This is a genomic window from Ramlibacter sp. G4-7 (genome assembly GCF_057784995.1).
On record NZ_JBYNTT010000002.1, the window covers coordinates 114,841 to 137,010 of the forward strand.

General features: G+C 68.6%; 18 protein-coding genes. 8 read left to right on the forward strand and 10 right to left on the reverse strand.

What is annotated here, in order from left to right; translation table 11 throughout:
• The first annotated feature begins 22 nt into the window (after window positions 1-22).
• The 3 genes from AC3EGR_RS03510 to AC3EGR_RS03520 are packed head-to-tail and all read left to right on the forward strand — an operon-like array spanning window position 23 to window position 3,053.
• Window positions 23-1,051 carry a uroporphyrinogen decarboxylase family protein gene (locus tag AC3EGR_RS03510; protein WP_488545052.1) on the forward strand — a complete coding sequence of 343 codons (1,029 nt, stop codon included), beginning with the start codon at window positions 23-25 and terminating at the stop codon, window positions 1,049-1,051.
• Between the two features lie 38 nt (window positions 1,052-1,089).
• The gene (locus AC3EGR_RS03515) at window positions 1,090-1,941 is read left to right on the forward strand and encodes an N-formylglutamate amidohydrolase (RefSeq protein ID WP_488545053.1); all 852 of its coding nucleotides are present in this window, start codon (window positions 1,090-1,092) and stop codon (window positions 1,939-1,941) included.
• Window positions 1,941-3,053 (forward strand): NAD(P)/FAD-dependent oxidoreductase, encoded by a 1,113-nt coding sequence (locus AC3EGR_RS03520; protein ID WP_488545054.1) that lies wholly within the window; start codon window positions 1,941-1,943, stop codon window positions 3,051-3,053. Before AC3EGR_RS03515 ends, AC3EGR_RS03520 begins: the two co-directional genes overlap by 1 nt.
• A gap of 33 nt (window positions 3,054-3,086) precedes the next feature.
• Here the strand turns inward: AC3EGR_RS03520 and AC3EGR_RS03525 are convergent, their stop codons facing one another.
• Complete coding sequence (locus AC3EGR_RS03525) at window positions 3,087-4,133, reverse strand: quinone-dependent dihydroorotate dehydrogenase (RefSeq protein ID WP_488545055.1); 1,047 nt, start codon at window positions 4,131-4,133, stop codon at window positions 3,087-3,089.
• Window positions 4,134-4,172: 39 nt separating this feature from the next.
• Between AC3EGR_RS03525 and rpiA the strand changes: the two genes are divergently transcribed.
• A complete protein-coding gene (gene rpiA, locus AC3EGR_RS03530; RefSeq protein WP_488545056.1) occupies window positions 4,173-4,844 on the forward strand; it encodes a ribose-5-phosphate isomerase RpiA in 672 nt (223 codons plus the stop codon).
• On the opposite strand, the gene AC3EGR_RS03535 is transcribed toward rpiA, so the two are convergent.
• From AC3EGR_RS03535 to AC3EGR_RS03560, 6 genes are all read right to left on the reverse strand, one after another.
• Window positions 4,841-5,491 (reverse strand): glutaredoxin domain-containing protein, encoded by a 651-nt coding sequence (locus AC3EGR_RS03535; RefSeq protein WP_488545057.1) that lies wholly within the window; start codon window positions 5,489-5,491, stop codon window positions 4,841-4,843. The two genes, rpiA and AC3EGR_RS03535, sit on opposite strands and share 4 nt — an antisense overlap.
• Before the next feature lie 34 nt (window positions 5,492-5,525).
• On the reverse strand, window positions 5,526-7,547 hold the full coding sequence (locus tag AC3EGR_RS03540) for a M3 family metallopeptidase (protein ID WP_488545058.1): 2,022 nt from the start codon (window positions 7,545-7,547) through the stop codon (window positions 5,526-5,528).
• Window positions 7,548-7,625: 78 nt separating this feature from the next.
• On the reverse strand, window positions 7,626-8,324 hold the full coding sequence (locus AC3EGR_RS03545) for an ABC transporter ATP-binding protein (protein WP_488545059.1): 699 nt from the start codon (window positions 8,322-8,324) through the stop codon (window positions 7,626-7,628).
• Window positions 8,321-10,165 (reverse strand): branched-chain amino acid ABC transporter ATP-binding protein/permease, encoded by a 1,845-nt coding sequence (locus AC3EGR_RS03550; RefSeq protein ID WP_488545060.1) that lies wholly within the window; start codon window positions 10,163-10,165, stop codon window positions 8,321-8,323. The genes AC3EGR_RS03545 and AC3EGR_RS03550 overlap by 4 nt, the downstream gene beginning before the upstream one ends.
• Window positions 10,166-10,178: 13 nt before the next feature.
• On the reverse strand, window positions 10,179-11,054 hold the full coding sequence (locus tag AC3EGR_RS03555; RefSeq protein ID WP_488545061.1) for a branched-chain amino acid ABC transporter permease: 876 nt from the start codon (window positions 11,052-11,054) through the stop codon (window positions 10,179-10,181).
• Window positions 11,055-11,117: 63 nt separating this feature from the next.
• Window positions 11,118-12,467, reverse strand: coding sequence for a substrate-binding protein (locus AC3EGR_RS03560; RefSeq protein ID WP_488545062.1), 1,350 nt, complete (start codon window positions 12,465-12,467; stop codon window positions 11,118-11,120).
• Window positions 12,468-12,609: 142 nt separating this feature from the next.
• Here AC3EGR_RS03560 and AC3EGR_RS03565 point away from each other — a divergent pair, with 142 nt between their 5' ends.
• Together AC3EGR_RS03565 and AC3EGR_RS03570 are read left to right on the forward strand one after the other, a co-directional pair.
• The gene (locus AC3EGR_RS03565) at window positions 12,610-13,092 is read left to right on the forward strand and encodes a MarR family winged helix-turn-helix transcriptional regulator (protein ID WP_488545063.1); all 483 of its coding nucleotides are present in this window, start codon (window positions 12,610-12,612) and stop codon (window positions 13,090-13,092) included.
• An 87-nt stretch (window positions 13,093-13,179) separates the two neighbouring features.
• The gene (locus AC3EGR_RS03570) at window positions 13,180-13,416 is read left to right on the forward strand and encodes a hypothetical protein (RefSeq protein WP_488545064.1); all 237 of its coding nucleotides are present in this window, start codon (window positions 13,180-13,182) and stop codon (window positions 13,414-13,416) included.
• Between the two features lie 9 nt (window positions 13,417-13,425).
• Here AC3EGR_RS03570 and folD read toward each other — a convergent pair whose 3' ends face one another.
• From folD to AC3EGR_RS03585, 3 genes are read right to left on the reverse strand one after another with little or no spacing between them, the layout of a single operon-like run.
• The gene (gene folD / locus AC3EGR_RS03575) at window positions 13,426-14,277 is read right to left on the reverse strand and encodes a bifunctional methylenetetrahydrofolate dehydrogenase/methenyltetrahydrofolate cyclohydrolase FolD (RefSeq protein ID WP_488545065.1); all 852 of its coding nucleotides are present in this window, start codon (window positions 14,275-14,277) and stop codon (window positions 13,426-13,428) included.
• A gap of 57 nt (window positions 14,278-14,334) precedes the next feature.
• Window positions 14,335-14,961, reverse strand: a complete 627-nt coding sequence (locus AC3EGR_RS03580) for a response regulator transcription factor (RefSeq protein WP_488545066.1) — start codon at window positions 14,959-14,961, stop codon at window positions 14,335-14,337.
• Window positions 14,962-15,019: 58 nt separating this feature from the next.
• Entirely contained in the window at window positions 15,020-17,557 is a 2,538-nt protein-coding gene (locus AC3EGR_RS03585) for a PAS domain-containing sensor histidine kinase (RefSeq protein ID WP_488545067.1), read from the reverse strand.
• Between the two features lie 185 nt (window positions 17,558-17,742).
• Here AC3EGR_RS03585 and aceE point away from each other — a divergent pair, with 185 nt between their 5' ends.
• Together aceE and aceF are read left to right on the forward strand one after the other, a co-directional pair.
• The gene (gene aceE / locus AC3EGR_RS03590) at window positions 17,743-20,448 is read left to right on the forward strand and encodes a pyruvate dehydrogenase (acetyl-transferring), homodimeric type (RefSeq protein ID WP_488545068.1); all 2,706 of its coding nucleotides are present in this window, start codon (window positions 17,743-17,745) and stop codon (window positions 20,446-20,448) included.
• 55 nt (window positions 20,449-20,503) lie between these two features.
• A complete protein-coding gene (aceF, locus tag AC3EGR_RS03595) occupies window positions 20,504-22,168 on the forward strand; it encodes a dihydrolipoyllysine-residue acetyltransferase (RefSeq protein ID WP_488545069.1) in 1,665 nt (554 codons plus the stop codon).
• The last annotated feature ends 2 nt before the right edge of the window (window positions 22,169-22,170 follow it).

Here is a 22,170-nt window from a genome sequence, read left to right on the forward strand (position 1 = left end):
CTCCACCCTCCCAGGAGCCTGCATGCTGTTTCCCACCACGATCGTCGGCAGCTACCCCCAGCCCGAGTGGCTGATCGACCGCGCCAAGCTGGCCGGGCGCTTCCCGCCCCGCGTCCGGGCGCGCGAGCTGTGGCGCATCCCCGAGCCCTTCCTCGGCGAGGCGCAGGACGACGCGACGATCGTGGCCATCCGCGCGCAGGAGGAGGCCGGCCTGGACATCGTCTCCGACGGCGAGATCCGGCGCGAGAGCTACTCCAACCGCTTCGCCACCGTGCTCGAAGGCGTGGACCTGGACAACCCCGGCACGGCGCTGGACCGCTCCGGGCACCCGAACCCGGTGCCGCGCATCGTCGGCCGCATCCGCCGCAAGCGCGCGGTGGAAGTGGACGACCTGCTGTTCCTCAAGGCGCACACCACGCACAAGACCAAGATCACGGTCCCCGGGCCCTTCACGATGCTGCAGCAGGCGCAGAACGACTTCTATGCGTCCGAGGAAGAGGCCGCGATGGACTACGCCGCGGCCGTCAACGAGGAGATCAAGGACCTGTTCGCATCGGGGGCCGATGTGGTGCAGATCGACGAGCCCTACATGCAGGCCCGGCCCGAGAAGGCGCGCCAGTACGGGCTGCAGGCGCTGAACCGCGCGCTGGAAGGGGTGGAAGGCACGACCTGCGTGCACATCTGCTTCGGGTATGCGGCCGTCATCCACGCCCGGCCCAGCGGCTACTCCTTCCTGCCCGAGCTGGCCGGCTGCAAGTGCCGCCAGGTGTCGATCGAAACGGCGCAGTCGCACCTGGACACGCGCGTGCTGCGGGACCTGGGCGACAAGCAGGTGCTCGTGGGCTGCCTGGACCTGAACGACATGCAGGTGGAGACGCCGGAGGAGGTCGCGCGCCGCATCCGCCGGGCGCTGGAACACGTGACGCCGGAGCAGGTCATCCTGGCGCCGGACTGCGGCATGAAGTACCTGCCGCGCGACGTGGCCTGGGGCAAGCTGGTGGCCATGGTGGAGGCCGCGAAGCTGCTGCGCCAGGAATACGGCAGCGCCTGAGCGCAGCCCGGCGCGGCGCGGTGCGCCACAATCCGGACATGTCTTCGCTGATCCGCTTTGTTCCGGGCAGCGCCCCGCTGGTGCTCGATTCGCCGCACAGCGGCGTTGCCTATCCCGCCGACTTCGGCCATTCCTGCGAGCTTGCCGTCCTGCGGCAGGCCGAGGACACCCACGTCGAGAAACTCTACGACTTCGCGCCCCCGCTGGGCGTCGCCTGGATCGAGGCACTTTTTCCACGCAGCTACATCGACGTCAACCGCAACACCAGCGAGATCGACGTGGAGATGATCGAGGACACCTGGTCCGACGCGGTCGAGACCACGCCGGCGGCGCTCGCCAAGGTCCGCCTGGGCAAGGGTCTCATCTGGCGCATGACCGATGACGGCATCCCGATCTACACGCGCAAGCTCGCCTCGGCCGAGGTGCGCCAGCGCATCGAGCGCTGCTGGCGCCCCTACCACGAAGCGGTGGCGCGCTCCATCGCCCAGGCGCGCGAGCGCTACGGCTACAGCATCCACCTGAACTGCCACTCCATGCCGGCCGTGGCCGCGCCCTATGCCACGGACTTCCCTGGCCTGGTGCATCCCGACTTCGTGATCGGCGACCGCGACGGCAGCACGGCGGCGCCGGCGCTGTCGCAGCTGGTGTGCGAGGTGCTGCGCGGCTTCGGCTACGACGTCGCCTACAACCACCCGTACAAGGGCGTGGAGCTGGTGCGGCGCAACGGCGACCCCGCCGCCCACAGGCACAGCATCCAGGTCGAGGTGAACCGCAAGCTGTACATGGACGAGGCGACGCTGCAGCCGCACGAGGGCTTCGCCCGCCTGCGCGGGCACCTGCAGCAGTTGGTCGAGCGGCTGCTGGTCACCGACCCGCGGACGCTCGCGTGATGGACCGCGTCGATGCGGTCGTCATCGGCGCCGGCGCCGTCGGCCTGGCCGTGGGGCGCGCGCTGGCGCAGGCCGGCCGCGAAACCATCGTCGTGGAAGCGCAGCCGGGCATCGGGCAGGGCGTGAGCTCGCGCAACAGCGAGGTGATCCACGCCGGCCTCTACTACGCGCCCGGCTCGCTCAAGGCGCGGCTGTGCGTGCGCGGCAAGGAGCTGCTCTACGCGCTGTGCGCTTCGCACGGCGTCGACCACCGCCGCTGCGGCAAGCTGACCGTGGCCAACAGCGAGCAGGAAGTGCAGGCGCTGCGCAGCCTGCAGGACCGCGCCGCGGCCAATGGCGTGCCGGTGGAATTCCTCGAAGGCGCCCGGGCGCGGGCGCTGGAACCGGCCTTGCGCTGCATCGCGGCCCTGCATTCGCCCAGCACGGGCATCGTCGACAGCCACGGCTTCATGCTGGCCCTGCAAGGCGACCTGGAGCGCGCCGGCGGAATGGTGGCGCTGGCAACGCAGGCGCAAGCCGCGCGGCTGGCGTCGCGCCCGGGCGAGCCCCACGTGCTGCGCTTCGCCGACGGCAGCGAGCTGGCCTGCGGGGTGCTCGTGAATGCCGCTTCGCTGCATGCCTGCGCGCTGGCGCGGCGCTTCGAAGGACTGGATGCGCGCTTCGTGCCGCGCGAGTGGTTCGCCAAGGGCAACTACTACGCCCTGGCCGGCCGCGCGCCCTTCACGCACCTGATCTATCCCGCGCCCGCGGAGGCGCACCTGGGCACGCACCTCACGCTGGACCTGGGCGGCCAGGCCAAGTTCGGCCCGGACATCGAGTGGCTGGATGTCGCGACGCCCGAGCAGATCGACTACCGGGTCGACCCCGCGCGCGCCGACGGCTTCTATGCCGAGGTCCGCCGCTACTGGCCGGAGCTGCCGGACGGCGCGCTGGCGCCCAGCTACAGCGGCGTGCGCCCCAAGATCCACGGGCCGCACGAGAAGGCCGCCGATTTCCGCATCGACGGCGCCGCGCTGCACGGCGTGCCGGGCCTCGTCAACCTGTTCGGCATCGAGTCGCCGGGTTTGACGAGCGCGCTGGCGATCGCGGAAGACGTGCTGCGCCTCGTTTGAGCGCGCGCGGCGCGGCGGCGGGGTTCGCCCCCTTCACCCCGCCCGCTGCGCCTTGAACGCCCGCGCGATCTCGTCGACCAGCGCCGGCCCGCGATAGATCAGCCCGGTGTAGATCTGCACCACGTCCGCCCCGGCCTGCAGCTTGGCGAGCGCGTCCTGCGCGCTGAGCACGCCACCCACGCCGATGATCGGATAGCCGGCCCCCAGCGCGGCGCGCAGCTGCGCGATCACGCGGTTGCTGGCCTCCAGCAGCGGGCCGCCGCTGAGGCCGCCTGCTTCCTGCGCGTGCTCCAGGCCTTGCACCTTGTCGCGCGCGACCGTGGTGTTGGTGGCGATCACGCCATCCATCCCATGGCGGCGCAGGGTCGCCGCGATCACGTCCACCTGCGCGGCGTCCAGGTCGGGCGCGATCTTGACGAAGATCGGAACGCGGCGGCCGTGCTGGCCGGCCAGCTCGCTGCGCCGCGCGGCGATCGCGGCGAGCAGCGCATCCAGTGCCTCGTCGCTTTGCAGCGCGCGCAGGTTCTTGGTGTTCGGGCTGGAGATGTTCACCGTCACGTAGTCGGCATGCGGATACACGCCGGCGAGGCAGGCGAGGTAGTCGTCGGTGGCGTGCTCGATGGGCGTTGCCGCGTTCTTGCCGATGTTGAGGCCCAGCAAGCGCCCCTGGCTGCGGAAGCGCGAGCGCTGCACGTTCGCGATGAAGGCGTCCAGGCCCTCGTTGTTGAAGCCCAGCCGGTTGATCAGGGCGTTGGCCTGCGGCAGGCGGAACATGCGCGGCCGCGGGTTGCCCGGCTGGCCGCGCGGCGTGACGGTTCCGACCTCCACGAAGCCGAAGCCCATGCCGCCCAGCGCATCGATGCAGCGCGCGTTCTTGTCCAGGCCGGCGGCCAGCCCCACGCGGTTGGGAAAGCGCAAGCCCGCCAGCTCGATCGGGTCCGGCACGAAGCCGTTGGCGTAGGCCCAGCGCAGCGGCGTGCCCTGCGCGCGCGCCAGCGTGCCCAGCGTCAGCTCGTGGGCGGTTTCCGGGTCCATCCCGAACAGGAAGGGGCGGGCGAGCGAGTAGGGCAGCAGCGGCATCCGATAATCCGGCTTCAGGTCAAAACCGGGGATTGTCGCGTGACGCAGGATGAACTCAAGGCATTGGTGGGCCAGGCGGCCCTGAAGTACGTCGTGCCCGGCGAGGTGGTGGGCGTGGGGACGGGGTCCACCGTGAACAAGTTCATCGAGGCGCTGGCCACGATGAAGGACCAGGTGCCCGGCGCGGTCTCCAGCTCCAGCGCGTCCACCGAGCGCCTGCGCGCGCTGGGCATCCGCGTCTTCGATGCCAACGAGGTGGGCGAGCTCGCGGTCTACATCGACGGGGCCGACGAGATCGACGGCCGCGGCTACATGGTCAAGGGCGGCGGCGCGGCGCTCACGCGCGAGAAGATCGTCGCCGCGCAGTCACGGCGCTTCGTCTGCATCGCCGACGAGTCCAAGCGCGTGCAGGTGCTGGGGCGATTCCCGCTGCCGGTGGAAGTCGTGCCCATGGCCGCGCAGCGCATCGTGCGGCAGTTCCAGGCGCTGGGCGGCACGGCCAGCGTGCGGCAGAAGGACGGCCGGCCGCTGGTGACCGACAACGGCCAGCACATCCTCGACGTCACGGGGCTGCAGATCCGGGAGCCGCTCGCCTTCGAGAAGGACGTGAAGGCCTGGCCGGGCGTGGTCGACGTCGGCGTGTTCGCGCAGCAGAAAGCCGCGGTGTGCCTGCTGGGCACCGGCCGCGGGGTCGAAACGCTGACGTTCTAGAAGCGGATGCCGGCGGGGTTCGGCACGCCGGAGGCTTCGGTCGCGGCCGGCGCCGGCTGCGGCGCCGCACGGGGGACGGGGCGCGCCTGGGGCGTGCCCTCGGCCTGCTCCGTCGCCGCGGCGGGCGGGGCTTGAACCGCCACCAGCGGCGCCGCCGGCGGGTTGCGGTAGCTCGCGGGCAGCTGGGAGGTCTTCGGATAGCCCGCCGCGTCGAGGTACTGGGACCATTCGCCGTCCGAGAAGCCGTTCAGGTGCTGCCCGCCGATGGTGGCGAAGGGCAGGCTGCTGGCGCCGGACAGGCGCTGCAAGGCCGCTGCATCCTGGCTGGTGGTCACGGTCTTCTCGGTGAACGGGATGCCGCGGCGCTGCAGCAGGGTGCGCGCGTCGTCGCAGGGCGCGCACTGGGCGCCCGAATACAGGGTCACGGGAAACTGGCCGGCCGCCTTGCGCACTTCCGCGGGGAGCGTGGAAGGGGCGCCACCGGGGATGGGCAGGGACGGCGCGGCGCTCGCCTTGCCTTCGGTGGGCGGCCGGTCCGTGAAGGTCACCTTGCCGTCCGGACCGACGATGCGAAAGACCTGCGCCTGCGCGGCCAGGGCGGTTCCAGCGAACAGCGCGGCGAGCGCCGCGGTACGGACAGCAGACATCGTGATCCCCCAATCTGGTTGTTGGGGGATTCTCTCAGGCCATTCCCTGGTGGCGCAACAAGGCGTCCAGGGTGGGTTCGCGGCCGCGAAAGGCCTTGAAGGACTCCATGGCCGGCCGGCTGCCGCCCGCTTCCAGGATTGCCTGGCGGTACTTGCGCCCGGTCTGCACGCTGGGCATGCCGTCTTCGGCCGCGGTTTCCTCGAAGGCGGCATAGGCGTCGGCGCTCAGGACCTCGGCCCACTTGTAGCTGTAGTAGCCCGCCGCGTACCCGCCCGCGAAGATGTGGCTGAAGGTGTGTGCCATGCGGTTGAACGCGGGCGGCTGCAGCACCCCGACTTCGTTGCGAACCTGTTGCAAAAGAGGCATGAAATCCGCCTCCGGATCGTGTTCGGAATGCAACAACATGTCGAACAGGGCGAATTCGATCTGGCGCAGGGTCGCCAGCCCGCTCTGGAAATTCTTCGCCGCGATCATCTTGTCGAACAGGTCGCGCGGCAGCGGCTCGCCCGTGTCCACGTGCGCCGTCATGTGCTTGAGGACGCCCCATTCCCAGCAGAAGTTCTCCATGAACTGGCTGGGCAGCTCCACCGCGTCCCATTCGACACCGCTGATTCCCGAGACGTCGCGCTCGTTGACGCGTGTCAGCATGTGGTGCAAGCCGTGTCCGGATTCGTGGAAGAGGGTGATGACGTCGTCGTGCGTGAGCAGGGCCGGCCGGCCCTCCACGCCTTCGGCGAAGTTGCACACCAGGTGGGCGATCGGGGTCTGCAGCCTGCCGTCGTCCGGGCGCAGCCAGCGGGCGCGCACGTCGTCCATCCAGGCGCCCCCGCGCTTGCCGGTGCGCGCTGACGGATCGAGGTAGAACTGGCCGACCAGCTCGCCGCCGCGTTCGATGCGGTAGAACTCCACGCCCGGGTTCCAGGCCGGTGCGTAGTCCTTGCGGATCTCCACCTCGAACAAGGTCTCGATGATCTTGAACAGGCCGGCAAGCACCTTGGGCGCGGTGAAGTACTGCTTGACCTCCTGCTCGCTGAACGAATAGCGTTCTTCCTTGAGCTTCTCGGCGATGTACGACCAGTCCCAGGCCTGCGGGTCGGCGATGGCCAGCTTCTCCGCCGCGAAACGGCGCATGTCGTCCACGTCCTTCTGGGCGTAGGGACGCGCGCGGTGCGCCAGGTCGCGCAGGAAGCCGATCACCTGTGCCGGCGATTCGGCCATCTTGGGCACCACCGAGACCTCGGCGAAGCTGCCGTAGCCCAGGAGCCTGGCCTCCTCCTGGCGCAGGGCGAGGATCTCGCGCACCAGGGGCGTGTTGTCGAACTTCGGGTCGCCCTGGTCGCTCGCCCGCGTGACGTAGGCGCGGTAGAGGCGCTCGCGCAGGGTGCGGTTGTGGCCGAACTGCATGACTGGCAGGTAGCTGGGCATCTTCAGCGTGAGCTTGTAGCCCGGCTTGCCTTCGGCTTCCGCCGCCGCGCGCGCGGCCTGCACCACGTCGGGCGGCACGCCATCGAGCTCCTCTGCGCCGGCGTAATAGGCGAAGGCATCGGTCGAATCGAGTGCGTTCTCGCTGAACTTCTGGCTCAGCTCCGCCTGGCGTTCCTGGATCTGGGCGAAACGCTCCTTGGCCGCGCCGGTGAGTTCCGCGCCGGAGAGCGTGAAATTGCGCAGCGCGTTCTTGTGCGCCTGGCGCTGCTCGGGGCTGAGCCCGGCCGGGTCGATGGTCTTGTACTTCGCGTAGAGCTTCTCGTCGGCGCCCAGGCGCGTCCAAAACTCGGTCACGCGCGGCAGCGCCTCGTTGTACGCGGCGCGCAGTTCGGGCGTGTCGGCCACCGCGTTGAGGTGCCCCACCATGCCCCAGGCGCGCCCCAGGCGTTCCGTGGCCACGTCCAGGACCCTGGCCATCGCCTTCCAGTCGGCCGGGAACTCGGCCGCGGTGACGGTGGCCAGCGCCTGGTCGGCCTGGCCCAGCAGTTCGTCGAGGGCCGGCGCGACGTGCTCCGGCCGCACCTGGTCGAACAGGGGAAGGTCCTTGAAGTCGAGGAGGGGATTGCTCATAGGCACCCATTTTGCGGCACCGGGGCACTCTTCAACCTCCGGCGGCATTGGGATTGCCGATGGCGGCGATTGCGCGCGTCAGACGCCCAGGTGGCGCTGCAGGATTTCCGGCCGCCCGCGCAAGTCGGCGGCCGAGCCTTCGTGGGCGACGTGGCCGTTGTTGATGATGTACACGCGATGCGCGAGCGCCAGCGTCGCGGCCAGGTTCTGTTCCACCAGCACGATGGTCTGGCCGGCGTCGGCCAGCGTGCGGCAGGCCTGCATCAGGTCGTGCACGATCACGGGCGCGAGCCCTTCGAAGGGCTCGTCCAGCAGCACGATCTTGGGATTGCGGATCAGGGCGCGGCCGATCGCCAGCATCTGCTGCTCGCCCCCGGACAGGTCGGTGCCGCGGCTGCCGCGGCGCTCCTTGAGCCGCGGGAACATTTCGTAGACACGCGCCAGCGGCCACTTGTGCGGCGCCGTGAGCCCGGCCAGCACCAGGTTTTCCTCGACGCTGAGGCTGCCGAAGATGCGCCGCTCCTCGTGCACCAGCTGCATGCCGGCGCGCGCGATCGCATGGCTCTTGCGCCCGGCCAGGTCGATGCCGTCCAGGACCACCGAGCCGGCGCGCGGCGTGACCACGCCCATCAGGCTCTTGAGCGTGGTGCTCTTGCCGGCGCCGTTGCGCCCCAGCAGGGCGACCACCTCGTTCTTGCGCACGTGCAGGCCCACGTCGAACAGGATGTGGGAATCGCCGTAGTAGCTGTTGAGGCCGCTGACTTCCAGGAGGTTCATGCCACGAGCTCCTCCTGCACGCCCCCGAGATACGCCTCCTGCACCAGCGCGTTGCGCTTGATCTCCTCGGGCGTTCCTTCTACCAGCAGGCGGCCTTCCTGCAGCACTGTGATGCGTTCCGCCAGCTCGAACAGGGCATCCATGTCGTGGTCGATGACGACCATGGTGCGGCCGCGGGCGATGGACTTCAGCAGTGCCACCGTCTCGACGCGCTCGCTCGGGCTCATGCCGGCCAGCGGCTCGTCCAGCAGCAGCAGGGTGGGCGAGGAGGCCAGTGCCAGCCCGATTTCCAGCCGCCGTTTCTCGCCATAGGCCAGCTGCGCCACCGGCGCCTCGGCGCGCGCCGTCAGCCGTACCAGCGCCAGCGTGTGCTCCACCTGCTCGCGCAAGCCGCGGACCTTCTCGGCGCCGCGCAGCAGGTCCAGCCTGAACTTGCCGCGCAGTTCGGCGAGGGCGGCGATGGTGACGTTCTGCCGCACCGTAAGCCGGTTGAACAGCTGGTTGACCTGGTAGCTCTTGGTCAGCCCGAGCTGGCACACGTCGGTGACCGTCATGCCGGTGATGTCGCGGCCCTCGAACACGATCCGCCCCGACGTGGGCGCGATCTCGCAGGTGAGCATCTTGAAGAAGGTCGACTTGCCGGCGCCGTTGGGCCCGATGATGCCGCGCAGCTCGCCCGCGCGCACGCTGAAGTCGATCCCTTCGTTGGCGACGACGCCGCCGAAGCGTTTGGTGAGGCCCGTGGCCTGCAGGACCGGGCCGGCGTAGTCCTTGTCGGCGTGATGAGTCGCACGCATGGGGTCTATCCGCATGGGAGGGGGGGGCGGCGCGGTGACGGGTGCGTCGGCGGGCGCAAGCTCGCCGTGCCGCGTCCGTGCGAGCAGATGCCACAGGTCGCGCACGCCGCCGATGATGCCTTGCCGCAGGAAGCACACGAGCAGCACGAACACGACGCCCAGCACCAGCTTCCAGGCTGCACCGAGGCCCAGCGAGGCCTGCAGGAAGTCCTGCAGGAACAGCCAGACGCCGGCGCCCAGCAGGGGACCCACCAGCGTGCCGCGGCCGCCGATGACCGTCTGCATGATCAGCTGGCCCGAAGTCTCGAACATGAACGCGTCCGGCGGCATGAAGGCCTGCAGCACGCCCAGCAGGCCGCCGGCCAGGCCCGCGTAGGCGGCGGCGATGACGAAGGCCGTGCGCTTGTAGGAAAGCACGTTGTGGCCGACGGCAGCGGCGCGCAAGGGGTTCTCGCGGATCGCTTCCAGCACCGCCCCCACCGGCGAGCGCACGATGCAGCGGGCGACCACGAGGCCCAGGAAGTAGCACAAGGCGAGGAAGGGATAGAGCGACCAGCCCGACGTGAAGTGCAGCGTCGTGAAGCCCAGGTTCAGCACCGGCGTGGGGACGCCGGGCAGGCCGTTCTCGCCGCCGGTCCATTCCGACAGCGGGTTGAACTCCACGAAGAAGAAGATCTCGGCGATCGCCACGGTGATCATCGCGAAGTAGATGCCCGTGCGGCGCAGGGCGAGCAGGCCGATCAGGTAGCCGACGACGGCTGCGGCCATCATGCCGATCACCAGTGCGAGCAGTACGCTGGGAAAGCCGGCCCGCGTGAGCAGGTAGGCCGCAACGAAGCCGCCGGTGCCGTAGAAGGCCGACTGGCCGAACGAGAGCAGGCCGGCGTAGCCGAACAGGATGTCGAAGCCGAGTCCGAACAGGCCCCAGACCAGGATGCGGTTGACGGTATTGGGCGCCGCGCCCAGCAGCGGCAGGACGAAGGGTGCGGCGACGAGGCACGCCGCCGCCAGTGCTTCGAGCAGGAAACGCCGCTGTCGGTTCATCCGCAACACCCGGTCACTCGCGTCCTCGCGCGCCCAGCAGGCCGTGCGGCCGCACCAGCAGCACCAGCGTCATGGCCGCGAACAGCATGACGTACGCATAGCCTGGGTTCACCATCGAGGTGAGGCTGATGATCTCGCCGGCGATCAGGCCGCCCAGCACCGCGCCGGGGAAGGAGCCTACGCCGCCGATCACCACCACCACGAAGGTCTGCACCAGGATCGTCTCGCCGACTTCGGGCGTCAGCGACACCACGGGCGCATTGACAATGCCGGCGAAGCCCGCCGCCATCGAGCCGATGCCGAAGACCACCATGAAGATGCGGTACACGTTGATGCCCAGCGAGTCGACCATCACCGCGTCGTCGATGCCGGCGCGCACGATCAGGCCGAGGCGGGTCCGGTACAGGACGAAGTACAGCGCCAGCAGCGCCACCGCCACGATGCCGACCACGGCCAGCCGGTAGGTGGGATAGAACATGACCCCCAGCGAGGTGATCCCCGTGAGCATGGGCGGCGGCTGTACGGTCTTGCTCAGGCTGGAGAAAAGCAGGCGGATGATCTCCACGAAGCAGATCGCCAGCCCGAAGGTCACCAGCAGCTGGTCTTCGCCGGGCCGGGCGTAGAAGTGGCGGATGATGACGCGCTCCATCAGCACGCCCAGCAGGCCGACGCAGAGCGTGCCGGCCAGCAGCGCGAGCAGGAAGGAGCCGCTGGCCTGCCAGGCCGCGTAGCCGGCATAGCCGCCCACCATGAACATGGCGCCATGCGCCAGGTTCAGCACGCCCAGCGTGCCGTAGATGATCGTCAGCCCGGAGGCGATCAGCGCCAGCAGGGCGCCGAGCGCGAGCCCGTTGAACAGCTGCGAGAGAAAGTTCGACCAGGTGAGCATGCTGGGCGCAAGCCTGGGCGGCGCGGCGGCCGGTGCCGCTCCCGCCGCGCCATTCGCGAAGGTTCAGGTGTAGCTGCCCAGGTTGCAGCCGAAAGCGTCGGGCTTCTGCATGAGTCCTGCGCCGGGAACGACTTCGACCACGTCCCAGTAGTCTTCCTTGTTGCGCATGGCGCTGGGCTTCTTGCCGCGCACGATCACCACGGGGCGCACCAGCTGGTGGTCCGCCGGACGCCAGCTGACCTCGCCGACCATCGACTGCAGCTTGCGCGGCGACTCATAGGCCTTGATCACATCGGGCGGATAGAAGGTGCCGGCGTGCTCGACCGCCTCGGCCCACAGCGCGAACTCCATGTACGCGTTCTCGGCGCCCCACTCGGGCTTGTAGCCGTACTTCTTCTCGAAGGTCTCGACGAACATCTTCGCCAGCGGGTACTTGTCCTCCAGCGTCCACCAGAAGTCGGTCGCGGCATAGACGCCTTCCATCACGTCCGCCCCGACCTCGCGCGCCAGGAAGGGGATCTGGTACGGGATCACCAGCTTCATCTTGGGCAGCAGGCCGAACTGCTTGGCCTGCTGCGTGGACAGCACGGCGTCGTGGCCCCAGTTCACGTTGATCAGGAACTCGGCGCCCGAGTTCGCGATGTTCGTCAGGTAGGAGCTGTAGTCGGGGGCGCCCAGCGGCGAGACCTGGTTGGTCACCATCTGCCAGCCGCCGTTCTTGGACAGGAAGTCGTTCACCGACTTGGTCACCGTGTGGCCGTAGGTGTAGTCGGGCGTCATGAACGCCGCCTTCTTGTTCTTGCCGTAGGCCTTGAGCAGGGCCGGGCCGATCGCGTTCGCGGCGGTCTCGCCGTAGAAATTCTGCCGCACGCCGTAACGCACGCAGTCCTTGCCGGTCGTGTCGTTGGAGCCCGAGATGCCGCAGACGAAGAGCACTTTTTCGCGCTGCGCCAGCTTGTTCAGCGCCACCGCCACGGCGCTGGACGTGCCGCCGGTGATCATGATCGCCTTGTTCTCGGTGATGAAGCGCTGCTGTGCCTGCACCGCGTCGTTCGGCTTGGCGGCCGAGTCGGCGACACCGTACTTCAGTTGCTTGCCCAGCACCCCCTTGCTCGTCTTCGGCGAGATCGCCTTGATCAGGGGATGGCCCTCGTTGATGTGCTCGATGGCCAGCTGGTAGCCCTTGAGTTCGTCCTCGCCCTGGACGGCATAGGTGCCGGTGCGCGGGACGCTGATGCCGATGAAGACCGAGTCGCCCGAGGCGCCCGCGGGCCAGGTCCCGATCGGCGGCTGGTCGGCGGCAAGCGCCGGCAGCACCAGCACGGAGGGCAGAGCGATGCCGCCCGCGGCGCCGAGGCCCGCGCGCAGCACGGCGCGTCGGCTGGGGAGGGAACGATGGGACCCATGCTTCATGTCGTGTCTCCAGGAATCGGCGAATCGACTGAAAATGTATCCTTCGCCGATATTTCCAAAAGTATATCGGCGTACGATATGGTCTCCATCCGCACAAGCCCTAAGCCGCAACGCAGGCCACGGACGCGCTGACAATGCGCAGGTGGAAGAGAAGATGAACCGCAACCGTTCGGCCCTGACGACGGAGGACTACGCGCGGCTGGCGGCGTTCCGGCACGCGATGCGCGCGTTCCTGCATTTCAGCGAGGCCTCGGCGGAGCAGGTGGGACTCACGGGACGCCACTACCAGGCGCTGCTGATCCTGCGGGGCTGGACCTCGGCCGAGCCCGTCACGATCAACGACCTGGCCCAGCGCCTGTTCCTGAAGCACAACAGCACCGTGGGCCTGGTGGACCGGCTGGAGGCCGAAGGCCTGCTGACGCGGCAGCCGTCCAGCCTCGACCGGCGCAAGGTGGAACTGCGGCTGACGCCGCGCGGCATGCAGTTGCTCGCGCGGCTCGCGGACCGGCACCACGCCGAGTTGCAGCGCATCGGGCCGGAGCTCGAGCAGTTCTTCCACGACCTCACGCATCCTGCCCGGCCCGCGCAGGACGCGGTCCCCCGGCGCCGGGCTTCCGTGAAGTAAGCACGGCGCGCGTGCGCCCGGTTCACGCGCCGTTCAGGCCGCGCGGCCTACGCTGGGTCCGGTGATGCAAGCTGGAAGAGGACCCGCATGAACATGATTCGCAGAGTGGCCTGGGCCGCGGTGCTCGTGGGCTCGGGCGTGCCTTCGGCGCAAGGTCCCGGGTCGCAGCCTGCGCCGCCACCGGCCGTGGAGCCGCATGCGAGCCGGCCGGCGCAGTCACCGCCCCAGGACGACAGGCAGCCGGCCACGTCCTGGCCGCTGGAACTGGACGACGACGAATTCGAGGGCGAGGGCTGGAGCTTCTGGCCCTTGTGGCGGTACTAGGCCGCGGTACTAGGCTGCGGCACGCTCGGCCGCCTCGATGGTGTTGACCAGCAGCATCGCGCGCGTCATGGGCCCGACACCGCCGGGCACCGGCGTGATCCAGCCGGCGACTTCCTTGACGCCCTCGAAGTCCACGTCCCCGCAGAGCTTGCCTTCGTCGTTGCGGTTCATGCCCACGTCGATCACCACCGCGCCGGGCTTGACCATCTCGCGGGTCAGCACGTTGCGCTTGCCGACCGCGGCAACCACCACGTCGGCCTGCCGGGTCAAGGCCGCCAGGTCCGTCGTGCGGCTGTGGCACACGGTGACGGTGGCATCGCGACCGAGCAGCATCATGGCCATGGGCTTGCCGACGATGTTGCTGCGGCCGATGACCACCGCGTGCTTGCCGCGGAGCTCGTAGCCGATCGAGTCCAGCATCTTCAGGCAACCGTAGGGCGTGCACGGCCAGAAGCCGGGCTGCCCGACCATCAGCGCTCCCGCGCTCGCGACGTGGAAGCCGTCCACGTCCTTGGCCGGCGAGATGGTCTCGATGACGCGGTGGCTGTCCATGTGTTTCGGCAGCGGCAGCTGCACGAGGATGCCGTGCACCGAAGCGTCGCCGTTGAGCGCCCGCACCCGGGCCAGCAGCTCGCTCTCGGTGGTCGTGGCGGGCAGGCGCTCCAGCGTGGCCTTCAGCCCCGTCTGCTCGCTGTCCGCGACCTTGTGCTTCACGTAGACCTGGCTGGCCGGGTCCTCGCCCACCAGGACGATGGCGAGGTGGGGCTGGATGCCGCGGGCCTTCAGGGCTTCGGTGCGGCCAGCGACTTCGGCGCGCACTTTCTTGGCCAGCGCGTTGCCATCGATGATCTGGGCGGTCATGGGGAGAGGGAAGGAAAAACGCGCCCGGGCGGGCGCGTCGTGGGTGGGATCCGGGCGTCAGGCCTTCGGCGGCGTCTGGCCGAGGGCGATCTTCAGGAGGTCGGCGACCGTGTTGGCGTTGAGCTTTTCCATGATGTTGGCGCGGTGCGCTTCCACCGTCTTGATGCTGATGCCCAGGTCGTCCGCGATCTGCTTGTTCAGGCGGCCGGCCACGATGCGTTCGAGCACCTGCGCCTCGCGCGAGGTCAGCTTGGAGAGCAGGGCGTCGCGGCTGGCGGCGCTCTGGTATTCGGCGAAGGTGTCCTTGGCGCGTTCGAGCATGCGCTCGACCAGGCTCACCAGCTCGTCTTCCTTGAAGGGCTTCTGGATGAAATCCATCGCGCCCTTCTTCATCGTGTTCACCGCCATCGGCACGTCGCCGTGCCCGGTGATGAACACCACCGGCAAGGGCGACTTGCGCTCGCCCAGGCGGTCCTGCAGTTCGAGGCCCGTCATGCCGCCCATGCGGATGTCGACGATCAGGCAGGCCACCTCGCGGGGGTCGTAGCGCGCAAGGAAGGATTCGGCGGAATCGAAGCAGCGGACCCGGTAGTCCTTGCCTTCGAGCAGCCATTGCAGGGAATCGCGGACGGCCTCGTCGTCGTCCACGACGTACACCGTCCCCTTCTTCGGAATCAAAGACATCAGGAAAACCTCCGCGCGGGGCACTGCGGTGTCGCGAGGCTCGGACCGGCCCGGCGCCTCATGCTGTCGTCACCCTCGCGCCCTTGCCCATGGTCGAACCGCCTGCGACGGAGACCGGAATCCAGAAGGAGAACCGGCACCCCGCAACTTCGCTGCCATTGTAGATGTTCTCGGCCAGCATCCTTCCCTGGTGCGACTCCACGATGGAGCGGCACAGGTTCAGGCCGATGCCCATGCCTTCGGGCTTGGTGGAGAAGAAGGCTTCGTAGAGCCGCTCCATCACCTCCGGGGCGAGGCCCTGGCCGGAGTCGGTGACCGAGAATTCCACGACCTGCTGCTCGTGCTCCAGGCGCGGGACGACGCGCAGTTCCACGCTGCGCCGGCCCGGCGGACGCTCGGCGTTCTCCACCGCTTCGGCGGCGTTGCGCAGCAGGTTCACCAGCACCTGTTCGATCAGGATCGGGTCCACCATCAGCTGCGGCAGGCGCGCGGCGACGTAATGCGACATGCGCACGTTGCGGCGGCGCAGCTCGATCTCGGCGAGCTCCAGCGCCTCGCTCACGATCACGCTCACGTCGGACGGCGAGCGGTTCGGTTCGCTGCGCTTCACGAAGCTGCGGATGCGCTGGATGATCTGGCCGGCGCGCTGCGCCTGGCGCGCGGTCTTGTCCAGCGCGGCCAGCACGTCCTCCTCGGCGATCTGCTTGCTCTTGATGCGCGAGACCAGGCCGTTGCAGTAGTTGGTGATGGCCGTCAGCGGCTGGTTCAGCTCGTGGGCGACGGAGGACGCCATCTCGCCCATGGTGATGAGGCGGCTGGACGTCTGCGCGCGCTCGGCCTGCAGCGCGGCCTGCTCCTCCGCGTTGCGGCGCGAGGTGATGTCCGTGGCGATCACCATCTGCGCGAGGCGGCCGTCCACCCAGTTCAGGTAGCGCGAACGCACTTCCAGCCACTTGCCCAGTTCGGGCACGAAGATCTCCGCGTTCTCGGAGGTCGCGGACGTCAGCGAGTTGGTGGGCAGGCCCACGAAGGCGTCGACGTCGTCGTGCGGCTCGTCGCTCGGATGGGGCGCGTCGGACATGCCGGCGGTCACGACCATCTGCAGGTGGCCCGCGGCGCGGCCGCCGAACCACAGCCGGTACAGCTTGTTGGCGAACAGCAGTTCCTCGCTGCCCAGGGGCGCCACGGAGACGGACGCGTCCAGCGCCTCCAGCACCGTCGTGAAGCGCTCGTGCGAGGCCTGCAGCTGCTCGCGGATGCGCGTGGGCTCGGTGATGTCCGTCATCGACGTCATCCAGCCGGTCTGCTGGCCCTTGGCATCCACCAGCGGCGACACATACAGGCGCGCGTCGAACAGGGTGCCGTCCTTGCGCTTGACGCGCACCTGGAAGCCGCCCTGGATGGTGCGGCCATTGAGCTCGTCCTCCAGCCGGGCGGCGAGCAGCTCGCGGTCTTCGTCGGGCCAATAAGGGAAGGGCGGCGTGCGTCCCACCAGCTCCGCCTCGCTCCAGCCGGTCATCTGGCAGAAGGCCGCGTTGACGTAGGTGATGCGGCCGTACATGTCCAGCGCCCGCATGCCGGTGAGCATGGAGTTCTCCATCGCGCGCCGGAAGCTGGTCTCGGCCATCAGCGCCTGCTGCACCTTGACGCGTCGGCGCGTGTGGCGCCAGTTGGCGATCAGCATCCACGCCGTCATCGCCGACAGCGCGCCCACCAGCCAGAACAGGCCGCTGCCGATCACGCCCAGGCCGGTGCGGTAGGCCTGCGCGCGCACCAGCAGGCCGTTGCCCACGGGCGAGACGGGAACCTCGTACTCATTGGGCTGCGCCGCCCACGGCAGAAGCTGCGTGGCGGGGTTGCGCGGCGGCACCGAGGTGCCCGCGAGCACGCGCCCCTTGCCATCGAGCAGGGCGACGGCGTACTTGGCGGAGATCTCGGCCGGAATGCCGTAGCGAAGCAGTCCGTCGATGGAGTATTCGCCCAGGATCACGCCGCCGAACTTGCCCTGCTCGGCGAGCGGCACGTGCAGCTGCAGCAGCCCCGAACTGTCGGGGCCCGCGACCGGCTGCGAGTACACCGGCTGCTGCAGGTCGCGCGCGAGGCTGTACATGGTCTCGGTCTCGCCGGGGCGCAGCACCTCGCCCTTGGTGCGGCTTTGCGCGGTGTTGAGGCTGGGCGCCGCGTAGCTCGCCGTGACGCGCCGGCGCTCGTCGATCCACGTGAGCATCAGCACCTCGGGGTACTGCGCGACCATCGACTCCGCGCGGCCCACGAACTCCTCCGCGTCCACCTCCTTGTTGGAGATGTCGCGCGCAATGCGCATCAGTTGTTCCTGCCGCTCCAGCAGGCGCAGTCGCAGGCGCTGCTGGCCGTATTCGACATCGCGCTTGACCGCTTCCTGCTCCCGGTCCATCTCTTCCATGCGGAGGTACCAGAATGCGGACACGATCGCGGCCAGGAACAGCAGCACGGCCGCGAGCGGCGCGAGCATGGCATAGCGGTCCTGGCGGGTCGGCGTCTGGCGTCGCCACCAGTGACGCCACCAGTTGGGGATGGGGACTTCGGAGGAGAGTTCCGAAGGGGGCGAGTCATGCATGAGGAGGTCAAGTCTAAGGGGCGGCCCCCTTGGTCAGAGCAACGTCCGCGGCAAAGGTGCCGCCTACTGCAATTCGCATTATGAAATGGGCACGCACCATTTGAAATAGCCCGCACTTTGTGCGACACTCCGCCCGCGCACGGCTAGCCCGTACTAAATTCACGAACGCCCCAAGGAGACAAGACATGTCCGCACAGCCCGAGCACCTGTTCGGTTCGGCCGCCAACGATTCCGACGCGCAGGAAACGCGTGAATGGCTGGACGCCTTGTCCGCCGTGATCGCCAGCGAGGGCCGGGACCGCGGGCACTTCCTGATCGAACAGCTGCTGGAGCAGGCGCGCCAGGAAGGCATCGACCTGCCTTTCTCCGCGACCACGGGCTATGTGAACACGATCGAGCCGGAGGACGAGGAGCGCTGTCCGGGCAACCTCGAAGTCGAAGAGCGCTTGCGCGCCTACATGCGCTGGAACGCGATGGCCATGGTCGTGAAGGCCAACCGCCTGCACCCCGAGGACGGCGGCGACCTCGGCGGCCACATCAGCTCCTTCGCCTCGCTCGCGACCATGCTGGGCGCCGGCTTCAACCACTTCTGGCACGCCGAGAGCGAGAACCACGGCGGCGACTGCCTCTACATCCAGGGCCACAGCGCGCCCGGCATCTATGCGCGCGCCTTCATGGAAGGCCGCATCACCGAGGAACAGCTGCTGAACTTCCGCCAGGAAGTGGACGGCAAGGGCCTCTCCAGCTATCCGCACCCGAAGCTGATGCCCGAGTTCTGGCAGTTCCCGACGGTGTCGATGGGGCTGGGGCCGCTGATGGCGATCTACCAGGCGCGCTTCCTCAAGTACCTGCACGCCCGTGGCATCGCCAACACCGAGAACCGCAAGGTCTGGGCCTTCCTCGGCGACGGCGAGATGGACGAGGTCGAATCGCTGGGCGCGATCGGCGTCGCCGCGCGCGAAGGCCTGGACAACCTGATCTTCGTCGTCAACTGCAACCTGCAGCGCCTCGACGGCCCGGTGCGCGGCAACGGCAAGATCATCCAGGAGCTCGAGGGCGAGTTCCGCGGCGCCGGCTGGAACGTGATCAAGCTGATCTGGGGCAGCTACTGGGACCCGCTGCTCGCCCGCGACAAGGAAGGCATCCTGCGCAAGGTGATGATGGAAGTCGTCGACGGCGACTACCAGGCGATGAAGGCCAACGACGGCGCCTTCGTGCGCAAGAACTTCTTCGGCCGCGACCCCAAGCTGCTGGAGATGGTCGCCAAGATGAGCGACGAGGACATCTGGCGCCTCAACCGCGGCGGCCACGACCCGCAGAAGGTGTACGCCGCGTTCCATCGCGCGGTGAACACCAAGGGCCAGCCGACCGTGCTGCTGGTCAAGACGGTCAAGGGCTTCGGCATGGGCAAGGCCGGCGAGGGCCGCAACATCGCCCACCAGGCCAAGAAGCTGGGCGACGACGACATCCGCACCTTCCGCGACCGCTTCAGCATCCCGATCCCGGACGACAAGCTGGCCGACATCCCCTTCTACAAGCCCGAGGAGCACACCCCGGAGATGCAGTACCTGCACGCGCGCCGCAAGGCGCTCGGCGGCTACCTGCCCAAGCGGCGTGCCCGGGCCGACGAGCAGCTCAAGGTGCCGGGCCTGGAGGCCTTCAAGGCCGTGACCGACCCGACCGCCGAAGGCCGCGAGATCTCCACGACGCAGGCCTATGTGCGCTTCCTGACCGCGCTGCTGCGCGACAAGGAGCTCGGACCGCGCGTGGTGCCCATCCTCGTCGACGAGGCGCGCACCTTCGGCATGGAAGGCCTGTTCCGCCAGATCGGCATCTACAACCACCAGGGCCAGAGGTACACCCCGCAGGACCGCGACCAGGTCTCCTACTACAAGGAAGACATCTCCGGCCAGATCCTGCAGGAGGGCATCAACGAAGCGGGCGGCATGGCCAGCTGGGTGGCTGCGGCGACCAGCTACAGCACCAGCAACCGCATCATGATCCCGTTCTACATCTACTACTCGATGTTCGGGCTGCAGCGCGTGGGCGACCTGTGCTGGGCGGCGGGTGACATGCAGGCGCGTGGCTTCCTGCTGGGCGGAACCTCCGGGCGCACCACGCTCAACGGCGAAGGCCTGCAGCACGAGGACGGCCACAGCCACATCATCGCGCAGACCATCCCCAACTGCGTGAGCTACGACCCGACCTTCGCGCACGAGGTCGGCGTGATCATGCAGCACGGCCTCAAGCGCATGGTGGAAAAGCAGGAGAACGTCTTCTACTACATCACCCTGCTGAACGAGAACTACCCCATGCCCGGCCTGCAGCCCGGCACCGAGGAGCAGATCGTCAAGGGCATGTACCTGTGCAAGCCCGGCGACGCCGGCAAGCTGCGCGTCCAGCTCCTGGGCAGCGGCACCATCCTGCGCGAGTCGATCGCCGCCCAGGAGCTGCTGGCCAAGGACTGGGGCGTGCACGCCGACGTGTGGAGCTGCCCCAGCTTCAACGAGCTGGCGCGCGACGGCCTGGACTGCGAGCGCCACAACATGCTGCACCCCACCGCCGCCCCCAAGGTGCCCTTCGTGGCGCAGCAGCTGGAAAAGCACGCCGGTCCCGTCGTCGCCTCGACCGACTACATCAAGCAGTACGTGGACCAGATCCGTGCCTTCATGCCCAAGGGCCGCGCCTACAAGGTGCTGGGCACCGACGGCTTCGGCCGCAGCGATTTCCGCAGCAAGCTGCGCGAGCACTTCGAGGTCAACCGCCACTACATCGTGGTCGCGGCGCTCAAGGCTCTCGCGGAAGAAGGCTCCGTGCCGGTGGCCAAGGTGGCGGAGGCCATCCACCGTTACGGCATCAAGGCCGACAAGGTGAACCCGCTGTACGCCTGACGATCCCTCCCCAACAAAGAGAAGGCCCGCGTTCGGGCCACGGAGAACAAGAAACATGGCTCTGGTCGAAGTCAAGGTCCCCGACATCGGGGACTTCAAGGACGTCGCCGTCATCGAACTGCTGGTCAAGCCCGGCGACACGATCAAGGCGGAGCAATCGCTGCTGACCGTCGAGTCCGACAAGGCCTCGATGGAGATCCCTTCTTCCACCGCCGGCGTGGTCAAGGAGCTCAAGGTCAAGATCGGCGACAAGATCTCCGAGGGCTCGGTGATCGCGATGGTGGAAGCCGCGGGTTCGGCCGCCGCCGCCGCGCCGGCACCGGCCAAGGCGTCGGCTCCTGCGCCGGCACCGGCACCGTCCGCCTCACCGCCCCCGGCCGCGGCCGCGGCCGGCGGAGGAAGCCAGCGGATCGAAGTGCGCGTGCCCGACATCGGCGACTTCAAGGATGTCGCCGTGATCGAGCTGCTCGCCAAGCCCGGCGACACGATCAAGCAGGAGCAGTCGCTGCTCACGATCGAGTCCGACAAGGCGTCGATGGAGATCCCGTCCTCGGCGGCCGGCACGCTCAAGGAGCTGAAGGTCAAGAGCGGCGACAAGGTCAACATCGGCGACCTGATCGCGATCGTCGAAGGACAGGGCGTCGCTTCGACGGCGAGCCCCGCATCCCAGCCCGCGGCCCAGGGGGGAGAGGGGGCGAGCCAGGCCGCGACAGCGGCACCCGCCCAGGGCGAGCGCCACGTGCCGCCGACGGCGGCGCTGCCGCCGCACGAGCCGGGCACGCCCAGCGGCAACCTGCCGCATGCCTCGCCCTCCGTGCGCAAGTTCGCGCGCGAGCTCGGGGTGCCGCTGGAGGAGTTGAAGGGCAGCGGTCCCAAGGGCCGCATCACGCAGGAGGACGTCCAGGCCTTCACCAAGCAGGTGATGGCCGGCGACGTGCGCACCAAGGCCGCGGCCGCCAAGGCGCCCGGCGGCGCCGGCGGCGAGGCGCTGGGCCTGCTGCCGTGGCCGAAGGTGGACTTCGCCAAGTTCGGTCCGGTCGAACGCAAGGAGCGGCCGCGCATCAAGAAGATCAGCGCGGCCAACCTGCACCGCAACTGGGTGATGATCCCGCACGTCACCAACCACGACGATGCCGACATCACGGAACTGGAAGCCTTCCGCGTCTCGACCAACAAGGAAAACGAGAAGTCCGGCGTCAAGGTCACGATGCTCGGTTTCCTCATCAAGGCCTGCGTCGCGGCGCTGAAGAAATTCCCCGAGTTCAACAGCTCGCTGGACGGCGACGAACTGGTCCTCAAGAACTACTGGCACATCGGTTTCGCGGCGGACACGCCCAACGGCCTCGTGGTGCCGGTGATCAAGGACGCGGACAAGAAAGGCGTGCTGCAGATCAGCCAGGAAATGGCCGAGCTGGCCAAGAAGGCGCGCGACGGCAAGCTCGGTCCGGCGGACATGACGGGGGCGACTTTCACGATTTCTTCACTCGGCGGTATCGGTGGTCGCTACTTCACGCCCATCATCAACGCGCCGGAAGTCGCTATCCTTGGCGTCTGCCGCAGCCAGACCGAACCGGTCTGGGACGGAAAGCAGTTCCAGCCGCGGCTGATGCTGCCGCTGTCGCTGTCCTGGGATCACCGAGTCATCGACGGCGCCGCCGCGGCGCGTTTCAATGCCTATCTGGGACAGATCCTGGCGGACTTCCGTCGCGTCCTGCTCTAAGA

What these genes read in the sequence shown, in the direction of transcription:
- AC3EGR_RS03510 (WP_488545052.1), top strand. Translation starts at nt 23, where the DNA reads ATGCTGTTTCCCACCACGATCGTCGGCAGCTACCCCCAGCCCGAGTGG.
- AC3EGR_RS03515 (WP_488545053.1), top strand. Translation starts at nt 1,090, where the DNA reads ATGTCTTCGCTGATCCGCTTTGTTCCGGGCAGCGCCCCGCTGGTGCTC.
- AC3EGR_RS03520 (WP_488545054.1), top strand. Translation starts at nt 1,941, where the DNA reads ATGGACCGCGTCGATGCGGTCGTCATCGGCGCCGGCGCCGTCGGCCTG.
- AC3EGR_RS03525 (WP_488545055.1), bottom strand. Translation starts at nt 4,133, where the DNA reads ATGCCGCTGCTGCCCTACTCGCTCGCCCGCCCCTTCCTGTTCGGGATG.
- AC3EGR_RS03535 (WP_488545057.1), bottom strand. Translation starts at nt 5,491, where the DNA reads ATGTCTGCTGTCCGTACCGCGGCGCTCGCCGCGCTGTTCGCTGGAACC.
- AC3EGR_RS03540 (WP_488545058.1), bottom strand. Translation starts at nt 7,547, where the DNA reads ATGAGCAATCCCCTCCTCGACTTCAAGGACCTTCCCCTGTTCGACCAG.
- AC3EGR_RS03545 (WP_488545059.1), bottom strand. Translation starts at nt 8,324, where the DNA reads ATGAACCTCCTGGAAGTCAGCGGCCTCAACAGCTACTACGGCGATTCC.
- AC3EGR_RS03550 (WP_488545060.1), bottom strand. Translation starts at nt 10,165, where the DNA reads ATGAACCGACAGCGGCGTTTCCTGCTCGAAGCACTGGCGGCGGCGTGC.
- AC3EGR_RS03555 (WP_488545061.1), bottom strand. Translation starts at nt 11,054, where the DNA reads ATGCTCACCTGGTCGAACTTTCTCTCGCAGCTGTTCAACGGGCTCGCG.
- AC3EGR_RS03560 (WP_488545062.1), bottom strand. Translation starts at nt 12,467, where the DNA reads ATGAAGCATGGGTCCCATCGTTCCCTCCCCAGCCGACGCGCCGTGCTG.
- AC3EGR_RS03570 (WP_488545064.1), top strand. Translation starts at nt 13,180, where the DNA reads ATGAACATGATTCGCAGAGTGGCCTGGGCCGCGGTGCTCGTGGGCTCG.
- folD (WP_488545065.1), bottom strand. Translation starts at nt 14,277, where the DNA reads ATGACCGCCCAGATCATCGATGGCAACGCGCTGGCCAAGAAAGTGCGC.
- AC3EGR_RS03580 (WP_488545066.1), bottom strand. Translation starts at nt 14,961, where the DNA reads ATGTCTTTGATTCCGAAGAAGGGGACGGTGTACGTCGTGGACGACGAC.
- AC3EGR_RS03585 (WP_488545067.1), bottom strand. Translation starts at nt 17,557, where the DNA reads ATGCATGACTCGCCCCCTTCGGAACTCTCCTCCGAAGTCCCCATCCCC.
- aceE (WP_488545068.1), top strand. Translation starts at nt 17,743, where the DNA reads ATGTCCGCACAGCCCGAGCACCTGTTCGGTTCGGCCGCCAACGATTCC.
- aceF (WP_488545069.1), top strand. Translation starts at nt 20,504, where the DNA reads ATGGCTCTGGTCGAAGTCAAGGTCCCCGACATCGGGGACTTCAAGGAC.